The following is a 19,448-nucleotide window of genomic DNA, read 5'->3' as shown; positions in this document are numbered from 1 at the left end:
CCATGTTACGTACAATCAACTTCATGGGCGTTCGCAACTTCGCGTTCGGCGTCACATTGTTCCTTACCGTGCTGGCCTTGTTCAGCGTGTTCCACAAGGGCATGAACTGGGGCCTGGACTTCACCGGCGGTACGCTCATCGAGCTGACCTACGAGCGTCCGGCCGACGTCACCAAGGTGCGTGAGCAACTGGTTACCGCCGGTTATCACGAAGCGGTCGTGCAGAACTTCGGTGCGACCACCGACCTGCTGGTGCGCATGCCGGGTGAAGACCCGCAGCTGGGCCATCAGGTAGCGGAAGCGCTGCAGAAGGTCGGCGGTGAGAACCCGGCGACGGTCAAGCGCGTCGAGTTCGTCGGCCCGCAGGTCGGTGAAGAGCTGCGCGACCAGGGCGGCCTCGGCATGCTGCTGGCGCTCGGCGGTATCCTGATCTATCTGGCTTTCCGCTTTCAGTGGAAATTCGCGGTCGGTGCCATCGTTTCGCTGATTCACGACGTGATCGTGACCGTGGGTATCCTGTCGTTCTTCCAGATCACCTTCGACCTGACGGTGCTGGCGGCGGTGCTGGCGATTATCGGTTACTCGCTGAACGACACCATCGTCGTGTTCGACCGGGTGCGTGAGAACTTCCGCGTGCTGCGCAAGGCTTCGCTGATCGAGAACATCAACATCTCGACCACTCAGACCCTGCTGCGCACCATGGCGACTTCGATCTCCACCTTGCTGGCGATCGCGGCGCTGCTGTTCTTCGGTGGCGACAACCTGTTCGGCTTCTCCATCGCCCTGTTCATTGGTGTTCTGGCGGGTACCTACTCGTCGATCTACATCGCCAACGTGGTGCTGATCTGGCTGAACCTGTCTTCGGAAGACCTGATTCCGCCGGCCAATACCGAGAAGGAAGTCGACGACCGTCCATAACGGCCATCGTTAACCCGGTTGTCAGTCAAAAAAAGGCGCGAGTTGAACTCGCGCCTTTTTTATTGCTCCAAGGCTGGGAGAAGCGCGGGCGCGTCCCGCATGTGATGGTCAGGAGGTTCATGTGAACAAGTCGTTGCTGGTTGGTGCGGTACTGGGTGCTGTCGGTGTGACTGCCGGGGGCGCTGTTGCCACCTACAGCCTGGTGAAAAGCGGCCCTGAGTATGCGCAGGTATTGGCCGTCGAGCCGGTCAAGACACAAATCAAGACTCCACGTGAAGTGTGCAAGGATGTGACGGTGACCCGGCAGGCGCCGGTGAAAGATCAGCACCAGATCGCCGGCACCGTTGTCGGTGCGCTGGCGGGTGGTCTGCTGGGTAACCAGATCGGCGGCGGCACCGGCAAGAAGATTGCCACGGTGGCCGGTGCGGTCGGTGGTGGTTACGCCGGTAACAAGGTTCAGGAGGGTATGCAGGAGCGTGATACCTACACCACGACTCAGACTCGCTGTAACACGGTGAATGACATCAGCGACAAGGTCGTGGGCTATGACGTCCGGTATTCGCTGGACGGCAAGGAAGGCAAGGTGCGGATGGATCGTGATCCGGGCAACCAGATTCCGGTCGACAAGGAAGGCAAGCTGATCCTGTCGCAGAACGCGCCAGGCCAGTAACTGGCTGAAGGCTTATAAGAAAAGCACCCTTCGGGGTGCTTTTTCATGCCCATAAAAAAACACCCCGAAGGGTGTTTTTTGATTTCGCGGAACGCTTAGCGCTTCAGCGAGGCTGGCAGGTGCGGCTGGATCGCCGTCAGAACTGCCTTGAAGCATTTGGTGTTGCCGGCGACGACGTGGCCTTTTTCAAGGAAGTCGTGACCGCCGGTGAAGTCGCTCACCAGGCCGCCAGCTTCCTGAATCAGCAGGGCGCCAGCTGCCATGTCCCACTCGGACAGACCCGACTCCCAGAAAGCATCGAAACGACCGGCAGCAACGTAAGCCAGATCCAGGCTCGCCGAACCGGCGCGGCGGATGCCGGCAGTCTGGCCAACCAGGGCGCGGAACATGCCCAGGTAGTTGTCGAGGTTGTCCATCTGGTCGTCACGGAACGGGAAACCGGTACCCAGCAGAGCGCCGTCCAGGCTGGTGCGACCGCTGACACGCAGACGGCGACCGTTCAGTTGAGCGCCGCGACCACGGCTGGCGGTGAATTCTTCCTGGCGAACCGGATCCAGAACAACGGCGTGTTCCAGGCGACCACGGTATTTGCAGGCAATGCTGACAGCGAAGTGAGGAATGCCGCGCAGGAAGTTGGTGGTGCCGTCCAGCGGATCAATGATCCACAGGTATTCTTCACCTTCGATACCGCTACCGGCGTGCATGCCGGTCTCTTCACCCATGATCGAGTGATTCGGGTAAGCCTTGCGCAGAGCGTCGATGATTTTCTGTTCGGCGGCGCGATCCACCTCGGATACATAATCCTTGGCGTCTTTTTCGTCGACCTTGATGGTATCCAGGCGCTCGATGGAGCGGAAGATCAGTTCACTGGCGCTGCGGGCGGCGCGCAGCGCGATATTCAGCATGGGCTGCATGGATGTGTCACCTAAGGTTGTTAAAGAAAGCCGCGCATTCTATCAGAACTTTTCTTCAGGTGAAGGTCGCTGTTCGCTTTCATAGCTTAACGGTAGGCTGTTCTGTAAGATTTGCACCCCTTTGCCGAGTCCGAGAGCGCCCGCCGTGCTGCAGAATATTCGTGTCGTCCTGGTCAACACCAGCCATCCGGGAAACATCGGCGGGACCGCGCGCGCCATGAAAAACATGGGCCTGTCGCGTCTGGTGCTGGTTGATCCGCGAGTCTTTCCGCATCACGAAGCCGATGCCCGTGCTTCCGGTGCCGGTGACATCCTTGAAAGCGCGCAAGTCGTCGCCACCTTGGAAGACGCCTTGGTCGGTTGCAATCTGGTGCTCGGCACCAGTGCCCGTGACCGGCGCATTCCCTGGCCATTGCTGGATCCGCGCGAGTGCGGGACCAAAGTGGTCGAGGAGGCCGGGCAGGGCGCGGAAATCGCGCTGGTGTTCGGTCGTGAAGATTCCGGGCTGACCAATGAAGAGCTGCAGCGATGTCACTATCACGTGCACATCCCTTCCGATCCTGAGTTCAGTTCGCTGAACCTCGGGGCGGCGGTGCAGGTGTTGAGTTATGAAGTGCGCATGGCCTGGCTGGCCGCACAGGGACAGCCGACCAAGGTCGAGAAGGAAGAAGTGGCCTCCGTGAAAAGCGCAGAGCTTGCGACCATGGATGAGCTGGAGCGCTTCTATGAGCACCTGGAACAGACGCTGGTTGCGATCGAATTCCTCGATCCGGAAAAGCCTCGGCACTTGATGGCGCGCCTGCGCCGGTTGTACGGACGCAGCTCGGTCAGCCGAGCGGAAATGAATATTTTGCGTGGCATCCTCACGGAAACCCAAAAAGCGGCCCGTGGCGAGCTCCTTAAGCGGAAGGATTAATGATGTTCGAGCGTTTGCGTGAAGATATCCAGAGCGTATTCCACCGAGACCCGGCGGCGCGTAACGCTTTTGAAGTCCTGACCTGCTACCCCGGCATGCATGCAATCTGGATTCATCGACTGGCCGGCATGCTCTGGCGCAATGATCTGAAATGGCTGGCGCGGCTGGTGTCGAACTTCGGTCGCTGGCTGACCGGAATCGAGATTCATCCGGGTGCCAAGGTCGGTCGACGCTTCTTCATCGACCATGGCATGGGTATCGTGATTGGCGAAACCGCTGAAATCGGCGATGACGTGACGATCTATCAGGGCGTGACGCTCGGCGGTACCAGCTGGAACAAGGGCAAGCGTCACCCGACGCTTGGCGATGGCGTGGTGGTGGGGGCGGGCGCGAAGGTGCTCGGTCCGTTCACTGTTGGCGCTGGCGCCAAGGTCGGTTCTAACGCCGTGGTCACCAAGGAAGTGCCTCCGGGCGCCACTGTGGTGGGGATCCCGGGCCGGATCATCGTCAAGTCCGATGATGAGGTCGACGCCAAGCGCAAGGCGATGGCCGAGAAGATTGGCTTCGATGCCTACGGCGTCAGCGAAGACATGCCCGATCCGGTGGCGCGTGCCATTGGCCAGTTGCTCGATCACCTGCAAGCGGTGGACGGACGTCTGGAAGGAATGTGCGGCGCGCTTAAGGATCTGGGCAGTAATTACTGTGCGAAAGACCTGCCCGAGCTGCGTGAAGAAGACTTCGCCTGCGTCAAGGGCAAGGACGAATCCAAGCTCCACTGACGCCCCTGCAGGGCTGCTGCCGACCGGTGTGCCATTAGGCCGCAGACCCTGCTATCATTCGCGCGCTCTTTTGCGGGTAAACCCGACTAAAGCACTAGGTCTTATAGTTGACTTAAATGCTCGGGAATTGCATACTCCCGTCCATTCCGAACTCCGTGGTAATTGTCCATGCGACTGACTACAAAAGGCCGATACGCCGTGACCGCCATGCTTGACCTGGCGTTGCACGCGCAACACGGGCCGGTGTCCCTGGCCGATATCTCCGAGCGCCAAGGCATCTCCCTGTCCTATCTCGAACAGCTTTTCGCCAAGCTGCGCCGCAGTAACCTGGTTTCCAGTGTTCGCGGTCCCGGCGGTGGTTACCAGTTGTCCCGCGACATGCAGGGCATTCAGGTCGCCCAGGTGATCGATGCGGTGAACGAATCGGTCGATGCCACCAAATGCCAGGGCCAGGGCGATTGCCATTCCGGCGACACCTGTCTGACCCATCACCTGTGGTGCGACCTGAGCCTGCAGATTCACGAATTTCTCAGCGGTATCAGCTTGGCCGACCTCGTAACTCGCCGTGAGGTACAGGAAGTGGCCCAGCGTCAGGATCAGCGTCGTTGCAATGGCAAGGCGCCGCGCCTGGACAAGATTGAAGCGTCCGCCGTCGAATGACAGCCAGAGAGCTAGCGGCACGCCAGCCAGCCTGATTTAGGAGATAGTCCATGAAATTGCCGATTTACCTTGATTACTCTGCGACCACCCCGGTCGATCCGCGCGTTGCGCAAAAGATGAGTGAATGCCTGCTGGTCGACGGAAACTTCGGTAACCCGGCGTCCCGTTCCCACGTGTTCGGCTGGAAGGCCGAAGAGTCCGTCGAAAACGCCCGTCGTCAGGTGGCCGACCTGGTCAACGCCGACCCGCGCGAAATCGTCTGGACCTCCGGTGCCACCGAGTCCGACAACCTGGCAATCAAGGGTGCGGCACATTTCTACGCCTCCAAGGGCAAGCACCTGATCACCTCCAAGATCGAGCACAAGGCTGTCCTCGACACCATGCGCCAGCTGGAGCGTGAAGGTTTCGAAGTGACCTACCTCGAGCCGACCGAAGACGGTCTGATCACGCCGGCCATGATCGAAGCCGCACTGCGCGAAGACACCATCCTGGTGTCGGTGATGCACGTGAACAACGAAATCGGCACGGTCAACGACATCGCCGCTATCGGCGAGCTGACTCGTTCCAAAGGCGTCCTGTTCCACGTCGACGCCGCTCAGTCCACTGGCAAGGTCGATATCGATCTGCAGAAGCTGAAAGTCGACATGATGTCGTTCTCTGCCCACAAGACCTACGGCCCTAAAGGCATCGGTGCGCTGTACGTCAGCCGCAAGCCGCGTGTGCGCATCGAAGCGACCATGCACGGCGGCGGTCACGAGCGTGGCATGCGTTCCGGCACCCTGGCGACTCACCAGATCGTCGGCATGGGCGAAGCGTTCCGTGTGGCCAAGGAAGACATGGCTGCCGAAAACGTGCGTATCAAGGCGTTGAGCGACCGTTTCTACAAGCAGGTCGAGCATCTGGAAGAGCTGTACGTCAACGGCAGCCTGACCGCCCGCGTTCCGCACAACCTGAACCTGAGCTTCAACTACGTTGAAGGCGAGTCGCTGATCATGGCGCTCAAGGATCTGGCGGTTTCGTCCGGTTCGGCCTGCACCTCGGCGTCGCTTGAGCCTTCGTACGTACTGCGCGCCTTGGGCCGCAACGACGAACTGGCACACAGCTCGATTCGCTTCACCTTCGGCCGCTTCACCACCGAAGAAGAAATCGATTACGCCGCGCAGAAAGTCTGCGAGGCCGTTACCAAGCTGCGCGCTCTGTCGCCGCTGTGGGACATGTACAAAGACGGCGTCGATATCTCGAAGATCGAGTGGGCGGCACACTAAATATAGAAGCCGCCGGATACAGATCCTGTAGCGACGCGGCGGTTTGCGCAGCGCAGTTGCAGGGTCTCAAGAGCGGCCCTGATGAGTGAGGATTGAGAATCATGGCTTACAGCGAAAAGGTCATCGACCACTACGAAAACCCGCGTAACGTCGGCAAGATGGACGCGGAAGATCCAGATGTCGGCACCGGTATGGTCGGCGCTCCGGCGTGCGGCGACGTGATGCGTCTGCAAATCAAGGTCAACGAGCAGGGCGTTATCGAAGACGCCAAGTTCAAGACCTACGGCTGCGGTTCGGCTATCGCTTCCAGCTCCCTCGCCACTGAGTGGATGAAGGGCAAGACCCTGGACGAAGCGGAAACCATCAAGAACACTCAGCTGGCCGAAGAACTGGCCCTGCCGCCGGTGAAAATCCACTGCTCGGTTCTCGCTGAAGACGCCATCAAGGCGGCCGTTCGCGACTACAAGCAGAAGAAAGGCTTGATCTAAGCATTGGGCGACGAGTAAGGAGTCAACGATGGCTATCAGCATGACAGAAGCGGCTGCTCGACACGTGCGACGCTCCCTCGACGGGCGCGGCAAGGGTGAAGGGATTCGTCTGGGTGTTCGCACCACGGGCTGTTCCGGCCTTGCCTACGTGCTGGAGTTTGTCGACGAGGTGGTTGCAGAAGATCAGGTGTTCGAGAGTCACGGCGAAAAAGTGATTATCGACCCCAAGAGCCTGGCCTACCTTGACGGCACCGAGCTCGATTTCGTCAAGGAAGGGTTGAACGAAGGCTTCAAGTTCAACAATCCCAACGTGCGCGGTGAGTGTGGCTGCGGCGAAAGCTTCAACATCTGAGGCTGGTCGTGGGAACTCCTTGTCATTTCGCTTTATTCGAGCTGCAACCGGGCTTTCGTCTGGATCTCGAGCAGTTGGCCACGCGCTATCGCGAGTTGGCGCGCGGCGTTCATCCCGATCGTTTTGCCGACGCTTCCGAACGTGAGCAGCGCTCGGCGCTCGAACAGTCCGCTCGGCTCAACGATGCTTACCAGACGCTCAAGAGTCCGGCCCAGCGTGCGCGTTACCTGCTGACGATCAGCGGTCATGAAGTGCCGATGGAAGTCACGGTCCATGATCCCGAGTTTCTGTTGCAGCAGATGCAATGGCGCGAAGAACTCGAAGATCTGCAGGACAGTGCCGACCTGGCGGGCGTCGCAGCCTTCAAGCGTCGCCTGAAAACTGCCCAGGAACAGCTGAACGAAAGCTTCGCAGCCTGTTGGGATGATGCGGCGCAGCGCGAACAGGCCGAACGCCTGATGCGGCGCATGCAGTTCCTCGACAAGCTCACCTACGAAGTGCGCCAGTTAGAAGAGCGCCTCGACGATTAACCCAGTGCCGCTCCGGTCGCACGCCTGATATACAGATAAGTCCTGATCACGATGGCCCTACTGCAGATCGCCGAACCCGGCCAAAGTCCTCAACCGCACCAGCGTCGTCTGGCTGTGGGGATCGACTTGGGCACTACCAATTCGCTGGTCGCTGCGTTGCGCAGTGGTCTTTCCGAGCCGCTGGCCGATGCTGAAGGGCGGGTCATCCTGCCTTCCGCCGTGCGTTATCACGCCGATCGCGTCGAAGTCGGCGAGTCGGCCAAGCTGGCCGCGTCCTCCGATCCCCTGAATACCGTGCTGTCGGTCAAGCGCCTGATGGGCCGTGGTCTGTCCGACGTCAAGCAATTGGGCGAGCAACTGCCGTACCGCTTTGTCGGCGGCGAATCGCACATGCCGTTCATCGACACCGTGCAGGGTCCGAAAAGCCCGGTCGAAGTCTCCGCCGATATCCTGAAAGTGCTGCGCCAGCGCGCTGAAGCGACCTTGGGCGGCGAGCTGGTTGGCGCAGTGATCACCGTTCCTGCATATTTCGACGACGCTCAGCGTCAGGCCACTAAAGATGCAGCGAAACTCGCAGGCCTGAACGTGCTGCGTCTGCTTAACGAGCCGACTGCTGCTGCCGTGGCTTATGGTCTGGATCAGCATGCCGAAGGCCTGGTCGCCATTTATGACCTGGGCGGCGGTACTTTCGATATTTCGATTCTGCGCCTGACTGGCGGTGTCTTCGAAGTTCTGGCAACCGGCGGCGACAGCGCGCTGGGTGGCGATGACTTCGACCACGCGATTGCCGGCTGGATCATCGAGAGCGCGGGCCTGTCTGCCGATCTCGATCCGGGTGCGCAGCGCAATCTGCTGCAAACCGCCTGTGCGGCCAAAGAAGCCCTGACGAATGCCGACAGTGTTGAAGTTGCTTATGGTGACTGGAAAGCACAGCTGACCCGCGAAGCCTTTGATGCGCTGATTGAGCCGATGGTTGCTCGCAGCCTGAAAGCCTGTCGCCGTGCCGTTCGCGATTCCGGCGTCGAGCTGGAAGACGTGCACGCCGTGGTGATGGTGGGTGGTTCTACCCGCGTTCCACGTGTTCGCGAGGCCGTCGCCGAAGCCTTCGGTCGCCAACCGCTGACTGAAATCGACCCGGATCAGGTGGTGGCCATCGGGGCTGCGATCCAGGCCGATACACTGGCCGGCAACAAGCGCGATGGTGGCGAGCTGCTGCTGCTCGACGTGATTCCGCTGTCCCTGGGGCTGGAAACCATGGGCGGCCTGATGGAGAAGGTGATTCCGCGCAACACCACCATTCCGGTTGCCCGCGCCCAGGACTTCACCACTTATAAAGATGGCCAGTCGGCCATGGCTATTCACGTGTTGCAGGGCGAGCGCGAGCTGATCAGCGACTGCCGCTCCCTGGCTCGCTTCGAATTGCGCGGCATACCGGCAATGGTCGCCGGTGCAGCCAAGATTCGCGTCACCTTCCAGGTCGATGCCGACGGTCTGCTCAGCGTTTCTGCCCGCGAACTGGGTTCGGGCGTTGAGGCCAGCATTCAGGTCAAGCCATCGTATGGTCTGACCGATGGCGAGATCGCCAAAATGCTCAAGGATTCGTTCCAGCATGCCAATGACGACAAGGTCGCCCGCGTTCTGCGTGAGCAGCAAGTCGATGCCCAGCGCCTGATCGAGGCGGTGCAGGGGGCTCTGGAGGCGGATGGCGAGCGTTTGCTCGACGCCGAAGAGCGCATGGTCATCGATCTGCAGGTGCAGGAACTGACCGAACTGATGAAAGGTACCGATGGTTACGCCATCGAGCAGCAGACCAAGCGTCTGTCGCAAGTGACCGACGCCTTTGCTGCCCGTCGTATGGATCAGACGGTGAAAGCCGCTCTGTCCGGGCGCAATCTGAATGAAATCGAGGATATCTGATGCCGCAGGTCATTTTTCTGCCCCACGAGAAGTTCTGCCCTGAGGGCATGGTGGTCGAGGCTGAGCCCGGCACATCGATTCTCGATCTGGCCCACGAACACCACATCGAGATGGAAAGCGCCTGCGGCGGCGTCTGCGCCTGCACCACCTGTCACTGCATCATTCGCGAGGGTTTTGACTCGCTGGAAGAAGCCGACGAGTTGGAGGAAGATTTCCTTGATCGCGCATGGGGTCTTGAAGCGCATTCGCGCCTGGCCTGTCAGGCCATCGTCGGTGAAGAAGACATCACCGTCGAAATTCCGAAATATTCGCTTAACCATGCGGCCGAAGCGCCGCACTGACTGGTAAGACTGTCATGAGCTACGGTTGGAATGATGTTCAACGTATTGCAGAAGAGCTGGCCGAAGCCAAGCCGGACGTCGATCCGCTCTCTGTCAATTTCGTCGACTTGCAGCGATGGATCATGGAACTGCCTGATTTCGACAATACCTCTGGCCGAGTCGGTGAGAAGGTGTTGGAAGCGGTTCAGGCGCTCTGGATCGAAGAAGTAGACTGATCGTCCTTGCAGGTTAGGCAATACCCAAGAACCCGCGTATAATTCGCGGGTTTAATTTTTCGCAAATTACTGTTTCTGGAGTTACACCATGGCTGTTCAACGTACTTTCTCCATCATCAAGCCTGACGCCGTTGCAAAAGGCGTTGCCGGCGAAATCGTTACCCGTTTCGAAAAGGCTGGTCTGAAAGTGGTTGCTTCGAAAATGAAGCAGCTGTCCAAAGCCGAAGCTGAAGGCTTCTACGCTGAGCACAAAGAGCGTGGTTTCTTCGGTGACCTGGTTGCTTTCATGATCTCCGGTCCAGTCGTTGTTCAGGTTCTGGAAGGCGAAAACGCCATCGCTCGCAACCGTGAGCTGATGGGCGCTACCAACCCTAAAGAAGCGGCTGCCGGCACCATCCGTGCTGATTTCGCTGAATCGATCGACGCCAACGCCGTTCACGGTTCGGACTCCGAAGCCGCTGCCGCTCGCGAAATCTCGTACTTCTTCGCAGCTACTGAAGTAACCACTCGCTAAGCATTGGCTTAAGAGTGAAGGTGAATCCATGACGACATCGACTGTTAAAACCAACCTGCTGGGTCTGACCCAGCCGGAAATGGAAAAATTCTTCGACTCAATCGGGGAGAAGCGTTTCCGTGCCGGTCAGGTAATGAAATGGATTCACCACTTTGGCGTCGATGATTTCGACGCCATGACGAACGTCAGCAAGGCCTTGCGCGAAAAGCTCAAGGCGGTTGCCGAGGTCCGTGGTCCCGAAGTGGTCAGCGAGGACATCTCCAGCGACGGCACCCGTAAATGGGTGGTGCGCGTGGCGTCCGGCAGCTGCGTCGAGACCGTTTATATTCCCCAGGGCAAACGCGGCACTCTGTGCGTTTCGTCCCAGGCAGGCTGTGCCCTGGACTGCAGTTTCTGCTCCACCGGCAAGCAAGGCTTCAACAGCAACCTCACCGCCGCCGAAGTCATCGGCCAGGTGTGGATTGCCAACAAATCCTTCGGCAGTGTTCCGGCAACCATCGACCGCGCCATCACCAACGTGGTGATGATGGGCATGGGCGAACCGCTGCTGAACTTCGACAACGTCGTGGCCGCCATGCATCTGATGATGGATGATCTGGGCTACGGGATCTCCAAGCGCCGCGTGACCCTGTCCACGTCGGGTGTGGTGCCGATGATCGATGAGCTGGCCAAGCACATCGACGTATCCCTGGCGTTGTCCCTGCACGCACCGAATGACGCATTGCGTAACCAATTGGTGCCGATCAACAAGAAATATCCGCTTAAGATGCTTCTCGATTCGTGCGTGCGCTACATGTCCGCCCTGGGCGAGAAACGTGTGCTGACCATCGAGTACACCTTGCTCAAGGACATCAACGACAAGCTTGAGCACGCTGTGGAAATGATCGAGTTGCTCAAGGATATTCCCTGCAAGATCAACCTGATTCCGTTCAACCCGTTCCCGCACTCCGGTTACGAGCGGCCAAGCAACAACGCGATTCGCCGATTCCAGGATCAGCTTCATCAGGCAGGCTTCAACGTCACCGTCCGCACCACCCGTGGTGAAGACATCGACGCGGCTTGCGGTCAATTGGTAGGGCAGGTGCTGGATCGCACCCGTCGCAGTGAACGTTACATCGCCGTGCGCGAATTGAGCGCCGACAGCGATCTGGCACAGAACGCCGCGAACACTAATTAAGAGAGGATCTCTATGTCCCTGCGCTTTGCGCTGCTGTTGCTGTTGGCCAGCCTGTGTGCTGGCTGTGTCCTGTCGGGTGATTACAACCCGATGAAGACCAGCAAGGGCCGCGACGAGGCGCGAGCTGCCTATGTGCAGCTGGGGCTGGGATACTTGCAGCAAGGCATGACCGAACGGGCCAAGGTGCCGTTGAAAAAGGCCCTCGAGCTGGATAGCTCGGATCCTGATGCGAACGCCGCCCTCGGGCTGGTGTTCCAGGCGGAAATGGAGCCGAAGCTGGCCGACGAACACTTTCGCAAGGCGCTGTCCTCCCGTCCCGCCGATGCCCGCATCCTCAACAATTACGGCAGTTTTCTCTACGAAGAGAAGCGTTACAAGGAGGCCTACGAGCGTTTTGAGCAGGCCGCCGCCGATACCCTGTATCCTGAGCGTTCACGCGTGTTCGAGAATCTCGGCATGACGGCATCGAAGCTTGGTCAGCGTGAGCTGGCGCAGCAGCAACTGGAAAAGGCGCTGCGTTTGAACCAGCAACAACCACGGGCCTTGCTGGAAATGGCTGAGTTGTCATTCGAAGACAGGCATTATGTGCCCGCGCGTGACTATTACGACCGTTTCAGCCAGCTCTCCGAGCAAAATGCACGTAGTCTGTTGCTCGCCGTTCGGTTGGCAAAAGTATTTGAAGATCGCGACAAGGCCGCCAGTGCGGGCCTGCAATTAAAACGACTCTATCCCGGTACGCCGGAATATCAGCAATACCTGTCGGAGCAATGATGAAAGCGGCGCATCCCGAAGTTGTAGCAGCGAATCGCGTTAACCCCGGTGAAACCTTGCGCCAGGCCCGCGAAAGCAATGGCTGGTCGCTGGCCGAAGTGGCCCTCAAGCTCAACCTCACCGTGACTTCCCTGTCCAACCTCGAAGCCGGTGCGTTCGACAAGCTGCCGGGGCATACCTTTGCTCGCGGCTATATTCGCGCCTATGCCAAATTGCTCGGCATGGATCAGGCTGTTCTGGTCCAGCAGTTCGACCAGTCCACCGGCACCGACTCCCAGGGCAGCAATGTGCACGCGCTGGGGCGCATCGAAGAACCGGTTCGGGTTTCCCACACCATTTTGCGGATCGTCAGCCTGCTGTTACTGATCGGGGTCATCGGCGGCGGTTTCGTCTGGTGGCAGGATCAGACCTCGTTGCGCACCAAGGACCTGACCACGCTGGCTCCCGAGCACGTGGAAGTCGAAGGTGCAGACGGCACTACCCAGATCCACCCGCTGGACGAGCCGGAAGACCAGGCTGTTGCGGAAGGCGAGGCTGAGGGCGCAACGGCTTTGGCACTGCCTCAATCGCAATCCACCGCTGAATCGACGGTTGCCGAAACTGCCGCTCCGGCAGCCGTGGCACCGGCCCCGGCCGCGACGGCCCACACCCCGGCTCCAGTGGTTGCGGCTCCGGCCGCGCCTGTGCCGGCAACCGTTCCAGCCGCGCCTGCACCCGTTGTTACTGCGCCGGTAACGCCAAGCGTTGCTGCACCGACTTCAGCCCCTGCCGTTGCGGCTGCCCCGGTTGCCGGTCAAGGCCAGGTGCAGGTTCAGTTCATCGCCGATTGCTGGACACAAGTGACCGATGGCAGCGGCAAAGTGCTGTTCAGTGGTCTGAAGCGCAAGGGCGACAGCCTGTCCGTCGCCGGCAAGCCACCGTTTGCCGTGCGCCTGGGTTATGCCCGTGGCGCCCAGGTCAGCTACAACGGCCAATCGGTCGATGTGGCTCCGTTCACCAGTGGCGAGACTGCTCGCCTGAAGTTGGGTCAATAAGTCATGCACGGCGAATCTCCAATCAAACGTCGCGAATCACGCAAGATCTGGGTCGGTAACGTGCCTGTGGGCGGCGATGCACCTATCGCGGTGCAGAGCATGACCAACAGCGACACCAACGACGTCGCGGCCACCGTCGCACAGATCAACCGTCTGGAAGCTGCCGGCGTCGACATCGTCCGGGTTTCGGTGCCGGACATGGACGCCGCCGAGGCGTTCGGCAAGATCAAGCAACTGGTCAAAGTGCCGCTGGTTGCCGACATCCACTTCGACCACAAGATCGCTTTGCGCGTGGCCGAACTGGGTGTGGACTGCCTGCGCATCAATCCGGGCAACATCGGTAGCCCGGATCGCGTACGCGCCGTGGTCGATGCGGCCCGTGATCGCGGGATTCCGATCCGCATCGGCGTCAACGCCGGTTCACTGGAAAAAGACCTGCAGAAAAAATACGGCGAGCCGACACCGGCTGCGCTGGTCGAGTCGGCATTGCGTCATGTCGAGCACCTTGAGCGCCTGAATTTCCAGGACTACAAGGTCAGTGTGAAGGCCTCCGACGTGTTCATGGCCGTCGAAGCCTATCGCCTGCTCGCCAGGGAAATCGTTCAGCCGCTGCACCTGGGCATCACCGAAGCCGGTGGATTGCGCTCCGGTACAGTGAAATCCGCCGTGGGCCTAGGTATGCTGCTCGCCGAGGGGATTGGCGATACCATCCGCATCTCGCTGGCCGCCGACCCGGTCGAGGAAGTGAAGGTCGGTTACGACATTCTCAAGTCTTTGCATTTGCGTTCCCGTGGCATCAACTTCATCGCCTGCCCGAGCTGCTCGCGGCAGAACTTCGATGTGGTCAAGACCATGAACGAGCTGGAAGGGCGCCTTGAAGACCTGCTGGTGCCGCTGGATGTCGCGGTGATCGGTTGTGTGGTCAATGGCCCGGGTGAAGCCAAGGAAGCCCATATCGGCTTGACCGGCGGCTCGCCAAACCTGATTTACATCGACGGCAAGCCGTCGCATAAGCTGACGAATGACAATCTGGTGGACGAGCTGGAAAAGCTGATCCGCGAGAAGGCGGCCGAGAAGGTCGAAGCCGACGCAGCGGTCATCGCGCGCGGCTGATCGAACGAATTAAGGAATTTCTGTGAGCAAGTCCCTGCAAGCCATTCGTGGCATGAACGACATCCTGCCGGAACAGACCCCGGTATGGCGCTACTTCGAAGGCACCGTTTCGCGTTTGCTGGATAACTACGGTTACAAGCAGATCCGCATGCCGATCGTCGAATTCACCGAGCTGTTCAAGCGCTCGATCGGTGAAGTGACCGACATCGTCGAAAAAGAGATGTACACCTTCGACGACCGCAACGGCGACTCCCTGACCCTGCGTCCGGAAGGCACCGCTGCGTGCGTGCGTGCCGTGCTCGAGCATGGCATCACTGGCGGTGGCCAGGTGCAGAAGCTCTGGTACATCGGTCCGATGTTCCGTCACGAGCGTCCGCAGAAAGGCCGTTATCGCCAGTTTCACCAGATCGGTCTGGAAGTCTTCAACCTCGAAGGTCCGGACATCGACGCCGAGTTGATCATCATGACCTGGCGCCTGTGGGGCGAGCTGGGTATCCGTGATGCCGTCAAGCTCGAACTCAACAGCTTGGGCACCAGCGAGTCCCGCGGCCGTTATCGTGAAGCGCTGGTCGAGTACCTCTCGGCGCACCACGACAAACTGGACGAAGACAGCCAGCGTCGCCTGAAGACCAACCCGCTGCGCGTGCTCGATACCAAGAACGCCGACACGCAAGCCGTCCTGGTCGAGGCGCCGAAGATGGCTGACTACCTGGACGACGAGTCCCGTGCCCACTTCGAAGGTCTGAAGGCCCGTCTGGATGCTGTCGGCATTCCTTACGTGCTCAACCCGAAACTGGTACGCGGTCTCGATTACTACAGCAAAACCGTATTCGAATGGGTCACCGACAAGCTCGGCGCCCAGGGCACTGTTTGTGCGGGCGGCCGTTACGACGGTCTGGTCGAGCAGATGGGCGGCAAGCCGACGCCGGGCGTCGGATTCGCCATGGGCATCGAGCGTCTGGTGCTGATGCTGGAAACCCTGGAGCAGATCCCGCAAGAGCTTTCCCGTCAGGTTGACGTCTACCTCTGCGCCTTCGGCGAAGAGGCGGAGCTGGCCGGTCTGGCCCTGGCCGAGCGTGTACGCGACCAGTTGCCTAACCTGCGCCTGCAAGTCAATGCCGGTGCCGGCAGCTTCAAGAGCCAGTTCAAGAAAGCCGACAAGAGCGGTGCGTTGTACGCGCTGATCCTGGGTGACGACGAAATGGCCCAGCAAGTGGTAGGTTTCAAACCCCTGCGTGGCCAGGGCGAACAACAAAGCATTGCCTGGGATGCGCTTGCCGCTCACCTGGCCACCTGCGTCGTGCAGGGTTGAAGCTGTCCAAACAGCCGATTTAGCGATTAAGGAGTATTGGGGTGTCGAGTACCGAAGACGAACAGTTGGCGGATTTGAAGGACTGGTGGACACGCAACGGCAAACCTCTGGTCACTGGCGGCCTGTTGGCGCTGGTCATCGTGTTCGGCTGGCAGGCATTTCACAAGTATCAGAGCAACCAGTCGCAAGGCGCCTCGGTGCTCTATCAGCAATTGCTGGAAACCACGCTGACTCCGGATGGCAAGCCTGACGCCGCGCGCGTTGCGGATCTGGCCGGCAAGCTCAACAGCGAATTCGGCGGTACTGCCTACGCGCAGTACGGCAGCCTGTTCGTGGCCAAGGTTGCGGTCGACAGCGGCAAGCTGGACGACGCGGCGACCGAGCTCAAGGCAATCGTTGCCAAACCGGCCAACGCGGCGTTGGGCGAAATCGCCCGTCAGCGTCTGGCGCAGGTGCTGGGTGCGCAGAACAAGGCTGACGAGGCCCTGAAACTGCTTGAAGGCGATGCCGACAAGTCGTTCCTGGCCACTCGCGAAGAACTCAAGGGCGACCTGCTGGTACAGCTGGGCCGCACTGACGAAGCGAACGCGGCGTATCAAAAAGCCAAGGCGGCACTGTCGGATGAAGCGGCGGTCGGTGGCCTTCAAATCAAGCTGGACGACCTGGCCAAAGGGGATGCGTGACGTGATCGGTTGGAAGCATGCAGCATTGCTGGCTCTGGCCATTCTGGCCACGGGTTGCAGCAGCAACAGCACCAAGGAACTGCCACCGGCCGAGCTGACTTCCTTCAAGGAAGAAGTGGTTCTGCACAAAGTGTGGAGTCGTTCGATCGGTGACGGTCAGGGCGAAACCTACAACATGCTGGTGCCGGCGATTGATGGTGACACCATCTACGCCGCCGACGTTACTGGCATCGTGATGGCCATGGATCGCAGCAACGGCGACGTGAAGTGGAAGAAAGAACTGGATGTGCCTGTCTCCGGTGCCGTCGGCGTAGGCTACGGTCTGGTTCTGATCGGTACTCTGCGTGGTGATGTCATCGCCCTCGACACCATCAATGGTGAAGAGAAATGGCGCGCCCGGGTGACCAGCGAAGTGCTGGCGCCACCTGCCAGCAACGGCGACATCGTGGTTGTACAGACCCAGGACGATCGTCTGATCGGTCTGGATGCATCCACCGGTCACCAGCGCTGGGTGTATGACAGCACCCCTGCCGTACTGACCCTGCGTGGTACCAGTGCGCCGCTCGCGACCAACCGCCTTGCGGTGGCTGGACTGTCGACCGGTAAAGTGGTCGCTCTGGACATTTCCAACGGCGTGCCGGTCTGGGAGCAGCGGATTGCGATTCCACAGGGTCGTTCGGAACTGGAACGTGTGGTTGACATCGACGGCGGGCTGCTGCTGTCCGGCGGTACGCTGTACGTTGCCAGCTATCAGGGTCGCGTTGCGGCACTGGACCTGGAAAGCGGCCGTCAACTCTGGCAGCGCGATGCGTCCAGCTACGCCGGTATCGCACAGGGTTTCGGCAACGTCTATGTGAGCCTGTCTTCGGGTACCGTTGAAGGCGTCGACGAGCGTTCCACCACTGCACTGTGGAGCAACGATTCGCTGGCCCGCCGTCAACTGTCGGCACCGGAAGTGTTCTCCAGCTACGTTGCAGTCGGTGACCTGGAAGGTTACCTGCATCTGCTGAGTCAGGTGGACGGTCGTTTCGTCGGCCGCGAGCGCATCGACAGCGACGGCCTGCGTGCCCGTCCGCTGGTGGTGGGTGACACGATTTATGTGTATGGCAACAGCGGCAAACTGGAAGCCCTGACCATCAAGTAACAATTCACTGAAGGAGCCGAGCGAAGATCAGGCAAGGCAAAAATCAGCGAGGGCGCGGAGTTGACTTCAGTCAATGAGCATCCCGAGCTGATTTTTAACGCCGCATGATCGAACGCAGGCCCTTTAGCTATGCTTGGGGTTAAACCCCCAGGCGGCCCCGGTATACCGGGGCTTGCAGCGCTTTTGGGCGTTGCCCCGAGCACCAGCCGCTGCCTCGCAGCGGCTTTTGTATTTTCTGAAATAACGAAGTGGAGAGCCGCATGGTTCCCGTAATCGCCCTGGTGGGCCGACCGAACGTCGGCAAGTCCACCTTGTTCAACCGCCTGACCAGGACTCGCGACGCCATCGTCGGCGACTTGTCCGGTCTGACCCGTGATCGCCAGTACGGTGAGGCCAAGTGGCAAGGGCGTTCCTACATTCTGATCGACACCGGCGGTATCTCCGGTGACGAGCATGGTATGGACGAAAAAATGGCCGAGCAGTCGCTGCTGGCCATCGAAGAAGCGGATGTCGTTCTGTTCCTGGTAGATGCCAAGGCCGGTTTCACCGCCGCCGACCAGATGATCGCCGAACACTTGCGCAAACGTAACAAGCGTTCTCACGTGGTCGCCAACAAGGTCGACAACATCGACCCGGAAATGGCCCGCGCCGAATTCGCCCCGCTGGGCATGGGCCACGCGATCCCGATCGCCGGTGCCCACGGTCGCGGCATCACTCAACTGCTGGAAGCCGCCCTGAGCGACTTCCCGCGTGATGATGACGAGCCGGCGGAAGGTGAAGAGGAAGAAGTGGTCGCCGAAGGCGAGGAAGCCAAGCGCATTCCTGGTCCGAGCGAAAAAGACGGGATCAAGATCGCCATCATCGGCCGTCCGAACGTCGGCAAGTCGACCCTGGTCAACCGCATGCTCGGTGAAGACCGGGTAATCGTCTACGACCAGCCCGGCACCACCCGCGACAGTATCTACATCCCGTTCGAGCGTAACGACGAGAAGTACACGCTGATCGACACCGCCGGTGTGCGCAAGCGCGGCAAGATCCACGAAGAAGTCGAAAAGTTCTCCGTGGTCAAAACCCTGCAGGCGATCAAAGACGCCAACGTGGTGATCTTTGTGATGGACGCCCGCGAAGGTGTGGTCGATCACGACCTCAACCTGCTGGGCTTCGCCCTTGAGGCGGGTCGCGCGCTGGTGATCGCGATCAACAAGTGGGACGGAATGACGCCGAGCGAGCGCGACTTCGTGAAGGTCGAGTTGCAGCGTCGGTTGTTCTTCGTTGACTTCGCCGATATCCACTTCATCTCGGCACTGCACGGCACTGGCGTGGGCAACCTCTACGCCTCGGTGCAGAACTCGTTCAAGTCCGCGGTCACCCGCTGGCCGACCAGCCGCCTGACGCAGATTCTCGAAGACGCGGTCAGCGAGCACCAGCCGCCGATGGTCAACAGCCGCCGGATCAAGCTGCGATACGCTCACCTTGGTGGGGCGAACCCGCCGATCATCGTGATCCACGGCAACCAGGTCGAGAAAGTGCCGAAGTCGTACGTGCGCTATCTGGAAAACACTTACCGCCGCGTGCTCAAACTGGTCGGTACGCCGATCCGTATCGAGTTCAAGGGCGGCGAGAACCCGTACGAAGGCAACAAGAACACGCTGACCGACCGCCAGGTCAACAAGAAGCGCCGCTTGATGTCGCACCACAAGAAGAGCGAGAAGAAGCGCCGCGACAAGCGCTGATGC

22 protein-coding genes are annotated in these 19,448 nt (G+C 59.9%); 21 read left to right on the top strand and 1 reads right to left on the bottom strand.

Annotation, left to right across the window (positions count from 1 at the left end; translation table 11 throughout):
- Positions 1-2 precede the first annotated feature (2 nt).
- Both secF and ACSPX5_RS18150 read left to right on the top strand, forming a co-directional pair.
- Entirely contained in the window at positions 3-917 is a 915-nt protein-coding gene (gene secF / locus ACSPX5_RS18155) for a protein translocase subunit SecF (protein WP_085709391.1), read from the top strand.
- A 121-nt stretch (positions 918-1,038) separates the two neighbouring features.
- A complete protein-coding gene (locus ACSPX5_RS18150) occupies positions 1,039-1,587 on the top strand; it encodes a glycine zipper 2TM domain-containing protein (RefSeq protein ID WP_169431787.1) in 549 nt (182 codons plus the stop codon).
- Positions 1,588-1,682: 95 nt separating this feature from the next.
- Here ACSPX5_RS18150 and suhB read toward each other — a convergent pair whose 3' ends face one another.
- A complete protein-coding gene (gene suhB, locus ACSPX5_RS18145; RefSeq protein ID WP_085709393.1) occupies positions 1,683-2,501 on the bottom strand; it encodes a type III secretion system regulator SuhB in 819 nt (272 codons plus the stop codon).
- 145 nt (positions 2,502-2,646) lie between these two features.
- Between suhB and trmJ the strand changes: the two genes are divergently transcribed.
- The 19 genes from trmJ (at position 2,647) to der (ending at position 19,445) form a co-directional block, all read left to right on the top strand.
- Positions 2,647-3,417, top strand: a complete 771-nt coding sequence (gene trmJ / locus ACSPX5_RS18140; protein WP_323161732.1) for a tRNA (cytosine(32)/uridine(32)-2'-O)-methyltransferase TrmJ — start codon at positions 2,647-2,649, stop codon at positions 3,415-3,417.
- A gap of 2 nt (positions 3,418-3,419) precedes the next feature.
- Positions 3,420-4,196, top strand: coding sequence for a serine O-acetyltransferase (cysE, locus tag ACSPX5_RS18135; RefSeq protein WP_085699842.1), 777 nt, complete (start codon positions 3,420-3,422; stop codon positions 4,194-4,196).
- A gap of 168 nt (positions 4,197-4,364) precedes the next feature.
- A complete protein-coding gene (gene iscR, locus ACSPX5_RS18130) occupies positions 4,365-4,856 on the top strand; it encodes a Fe-S cluster assembly transcriptional regulator IscR (protein ID WP_007956690.1) in 492 nt (163 codons plus the stop codon).
- A 50-nt stretch (positions 4,857-4,906) separates the two neighbouring features.
- Positions 4,907-6,121 (top strand): IscS subfamily cysteine desulfurase, encoded by a 1,215-nt coding sequence (locus ACSPX5_RS18125; protein ID WP_323161733.1) that lies wholly within the window; start codon positions 4,907-4,909, stop codon positions 6,119-6,121.
- 101 nt (positions 6,122-6,222) lie between these two features.
- Complete coding sequence (gene iscU / locus ACSPX5_RS18120; RefSeq protein WP_027619655.1) at positions 6,223-6,609, top strand: Fe-S cluster assembly scaffold IscU; 387 nt, start codon at positions 6,223-6,225, stop codon at positions 6,607-6,609.
- Positions 6,610-6,637: 28 nt separating this feature from the next.
- Entirely contained in the window at positions 6,638-6,961 is a 324-nt protein-coding gene (gene iscA, locus ACSPX5_RS18115; RefSeq protein WP_003227904.1) for an iron-sulfur cluster assembly protein IscA, read from the top strand.
- An 8-nt stretch (positions 6,962-6,969) separates the two neighbouring features.
- Positions 6,970-7,491, top strand: a complete 522-nt coding sequence (gene hscB / locus ACSPX5_RS18110) for a co-chaperone HscB (protein ID WP_169431784.1) — start codon at positions 6,970-6,972, stop codon at positions 7,489-7,491.
- A gap of 51 nt (positions 7,492-7,542) precedes the next feature.
- Positions 7,543-9,408 carry a Fe-S protein assembly chaperone HscA gene (gene hscA / locus ACSPX5_RS18105; RefSeq protein WP_169431783.1) on the top strand — a complete coding sequence of 622 codons (1,866 nt, stop codon included), beginning with the start codon at positions 7,543-7,545 and terminating at the stop codon, positions 9,406-9,408.
- Positions 9,408-9,749 (top strand): ISC system 2Fe-2S type ferredoxin, encoded by a 342-nt coding sequence (gene fdx, locus ACSPX5_RS18100; protein WP_169431782.1) that lies wholly within the window; start codon positions 9,408-9,410, stop codon positions 9,747-9,749. Before hscA ends, fdx begins: the two co-directional genes overlap by 1 nt.
- A 14-nt stretch (positions 9,750-9,763) precedes the next feature.
- The gene (gene iscX / locus ACSPX5_RS18095; RefSeq protein WP_027619659.1) at positions 9,764-9,964 is read left to right on the top strand and encodes a Fe-S cluster assembly protein IscX; all 201 of its coding nucleotides are present in this window, start codon (positions 9,764-9,766) and stop codon (positions 9,962-9,964) included.
- A gap of 88 nt (positions 9,965-10,052) precedes the next feature.
- Complete coding sequence (gene ndk / locus ACSPX5_RS18090) at positions 10,053-10,478, top strand: nucleoside-diphosphate kinase (RefSeq protein WP_439820024.1); 426 nt, start codon at positions 10,053-10,055, stop codon at positions 10,476-10,478.
- Between the two features lie 28 nt (positions 10,479-10,506).
- Entirely contained in the window at positions 10,507-11,655 is a 1,149-nt protein-coding gene (rlmN, locus tag ACSPX5_RS18085) for a 23S rRNA (adenine(2503)-C(2))-methyltransferase RlmN (RefSeq protein WP_169431781.1), read from the top strand.
- Between the two features lie 12 nt (positions 11,656-11,667).
- Positions 11,668-12,426: a type IV pilus biogenesis/stability protein PilW gene (gene pilW, locus ACSPX5_RS18080; protein ID WP_169431780.1), complete on the top strand. Its 759-nt coding sequence runs from the start codon at positions 11,668-11,670 to the stop codon at positions 12,424-12,426.
- Positions 12,426-13,460, top strand: a complete 1,035-nt coding sequence (locus ACSPX5_RS18075) for a RodZ domain-containing protein (RefSeq protein ID WP_439820023.1) — start codon at positions 12,426-12,428, stop codon at positions 13,458-13,460. Before pilW ends, ACSPX5_RS18075 begins: the two co-directional genes overlap by 1 nt.
- A gap of 3 nt (positions 13,461-13,463) precedes the next feature.
- Positions 13,464-14,573 (top strand): flavodoxin-dependent (E)-4-hydroxy-3-methylbut-2-enyl-diphosphate synthase, encoded by a 1,110-nt coding sequence (gene ispG / locus ACSPX5_RS18070; protein WP_207867138.1) that lies wholly within the window; start codon positions 13,464-13,466, stop codon positions 14,571-14,573.
- A gap of 22 nt (positions 14,574-14,595) precedes the next feature.
- Positions 14,596-15,885: a histidine--tRNA ligase gene (gene hisS, locus ACSPX5_RS18065; RefSeq protein ID WP_439820022.1), complete on the top strand. Its 1,290-nt coding sequence runs from the start codon at positions 14,596-14,598 to the stop codon at positions 15,883-15,885.
- A gap of 41 nt (positions 15,886-15,926) precedes the next feature.
- Positions 15,927-16,568, top strand: coding sequence for a tetratricopeptide repeat protein (locus ACSPX5_RS18060; protein ID WP_085734102.1), 642 nt, complete (start codon positions 15,927-15,929; stop codon positions 16,566-16,568).
- A complete protein-coding gene (bamB, locus tag ACSPX5_RS18055) occupies positions 16,561-17,712 on the top strand; it encodes an outer membrane protein assembly factor BamB (RefSeq protein ID WP_169431776.1) in 1,152 nt (383 codons plus the stop codon). The genes ACSPX5_RS18060 and bamB overlap by 8 nt, the downstream gene beginning before the upstream one ends.
- Before the next feature lie 260 nt (positions 17,713-17,972).
- Complete coding sequence (gene der, locus ACSPX5_RS18050) at positions 17,973-19,445, top strand: ribosome biogenesis GTPase Der (protein WP_207867139.1); 1,473 nt, start codon at positions 17,973-17,975, stop codon at positions 19,443-19,445.
- The last annotated feature ends 3 nt before the right edge of the window (positions 19,446-19,448 follow it).

The organism is Pseudomonas sp. HLG18 (genome assembly GCF_051903985.1).
Classification (GTDB): domain Bacteria; phylum Pseudomonadota; class Gammaproteobacteria; order Pseudomonadales; family Pseudomonadaceae; genus Aquipseudomonas; species Aquipseudomonas fluorescens_BT.
This window is presented reverse-complemented; position numbering and strand designations above follow the sequence as displayed.

Excerpts from the sequence above, each read along its gene's own strand:
- iscU (WP_027619655.1), top strand. The coding sequence starts at position 6,223 with ATGGCTTACAGCGAAAAGGTCATCGACCACTACGAAAACCCGCGTAAC.
- ACSPX5_RS18075 (WP_439820023.1), top strand. The coding sequence starts at position 12,426 with ATGAAAGCGGCGCATCCCGAAGTTGTAGCAGCGAATCGCGTTAACCCC.
- der (WP_207867139.1), top strand. The coding sequence starts at position 17,973 with ATGGTTCCCGTAATCGCCCTGGTGGGCCGACCGAACGTCGGCAAGTCC.
- iscR (WP_007956690.1), top strand. The coding sequence starts at position 4,365 with ATGCGACTGACTACAAAAGGCCGATACGCCGTGACCGCCATGCTTGAC.
- iscA (WP_003227904.1), top strand. The coding sequence starts at position 6,638 with ATGGCTATCAGCATGACAGAAGCGGCTGCTCGACACGTGCGACGCTCC.
- cysE (WP_085699842.1), top strand. The coding sequence starts at position 3,420 with ATGTTCGAGCGTTTGCGTGAAGATATCCAGAGCGTATTCCACCGAGAC.
- fdx (WP_169431782.1), top strand. The coding sequence starts at position 9,408 with ATGCCGCAGGTCATTTTTCTGCCCCACGAGAAGTTCTGCCCTGAGGGC.
- ACSPX5_RS18125 (WP_323161733.1), top strand. The coding sequence starts at position 4,907 with ATGAAATTGCCGATTTACCTTGATTACTCTGCGACCACCCCGGTCGAT.
- pilW (WP_169431780.1), top strand. The coding sequence starts at position 11,668 with ATGTCCCTGCGCTTTGCGCTGCTGTTGCTGTTGGCCAGCCTGTGTGCT.
- ispG (WP_207867138.1), top strand. The coding sequence starts at position 13,464 with ATGCACGGCGAATCTCCAATCAAACGTCGCGAATCACGCAAGATCTGG.
- ndk (WP_439820024.1), top strand. The coding sequence starts at position 10,053 with ATGGCTGTTCAACGTACTTTCTCCATCATCAAGCCTGACGCCGTTGCA.
- rlmN (WP_169431781.1), top strand. The coding sequence starts at position 10,507 with ATGACGACATCGACTGTTAAAACCAACCTGCTGGGTCTGACCCAGCCG.
- hscA (WP_169431783.1), top strand. The coding sequence starts at position 7,543 with ATGGCCCTACTGCAGATCGCCGAACCCGGCCAAAGTCCTCAACCGCAC.
- suhB (WP_085709393.1), bottom strand. The coding sequence starts at position 2,501 with ATGCAGCCCATGCTGAATATCGCGCTGCGCGCCGCCCGCAGCGCCAGT.
- secF (WP_085709391.1), top strand. The coding sequence starts at position 3 with ATGTTACGTACAATCAACTTCATGGGCGTTCGCAACTTCGCGTTCGGC.
- iscX (WP_027619659.1), top strand. The coding sequence starts at position 9,764 with ATGAGCTACGGTTGGAATGATGTTCAACGTATTGCAGAAGAGCTGGCC.
- bamB (WP_169431776.1), top strand. The coding sequence starts at position 16,561 with ATGCGTGACGTGATCGGTTGGAAGCATGCAGCATTGCTGGCTCTGGCC.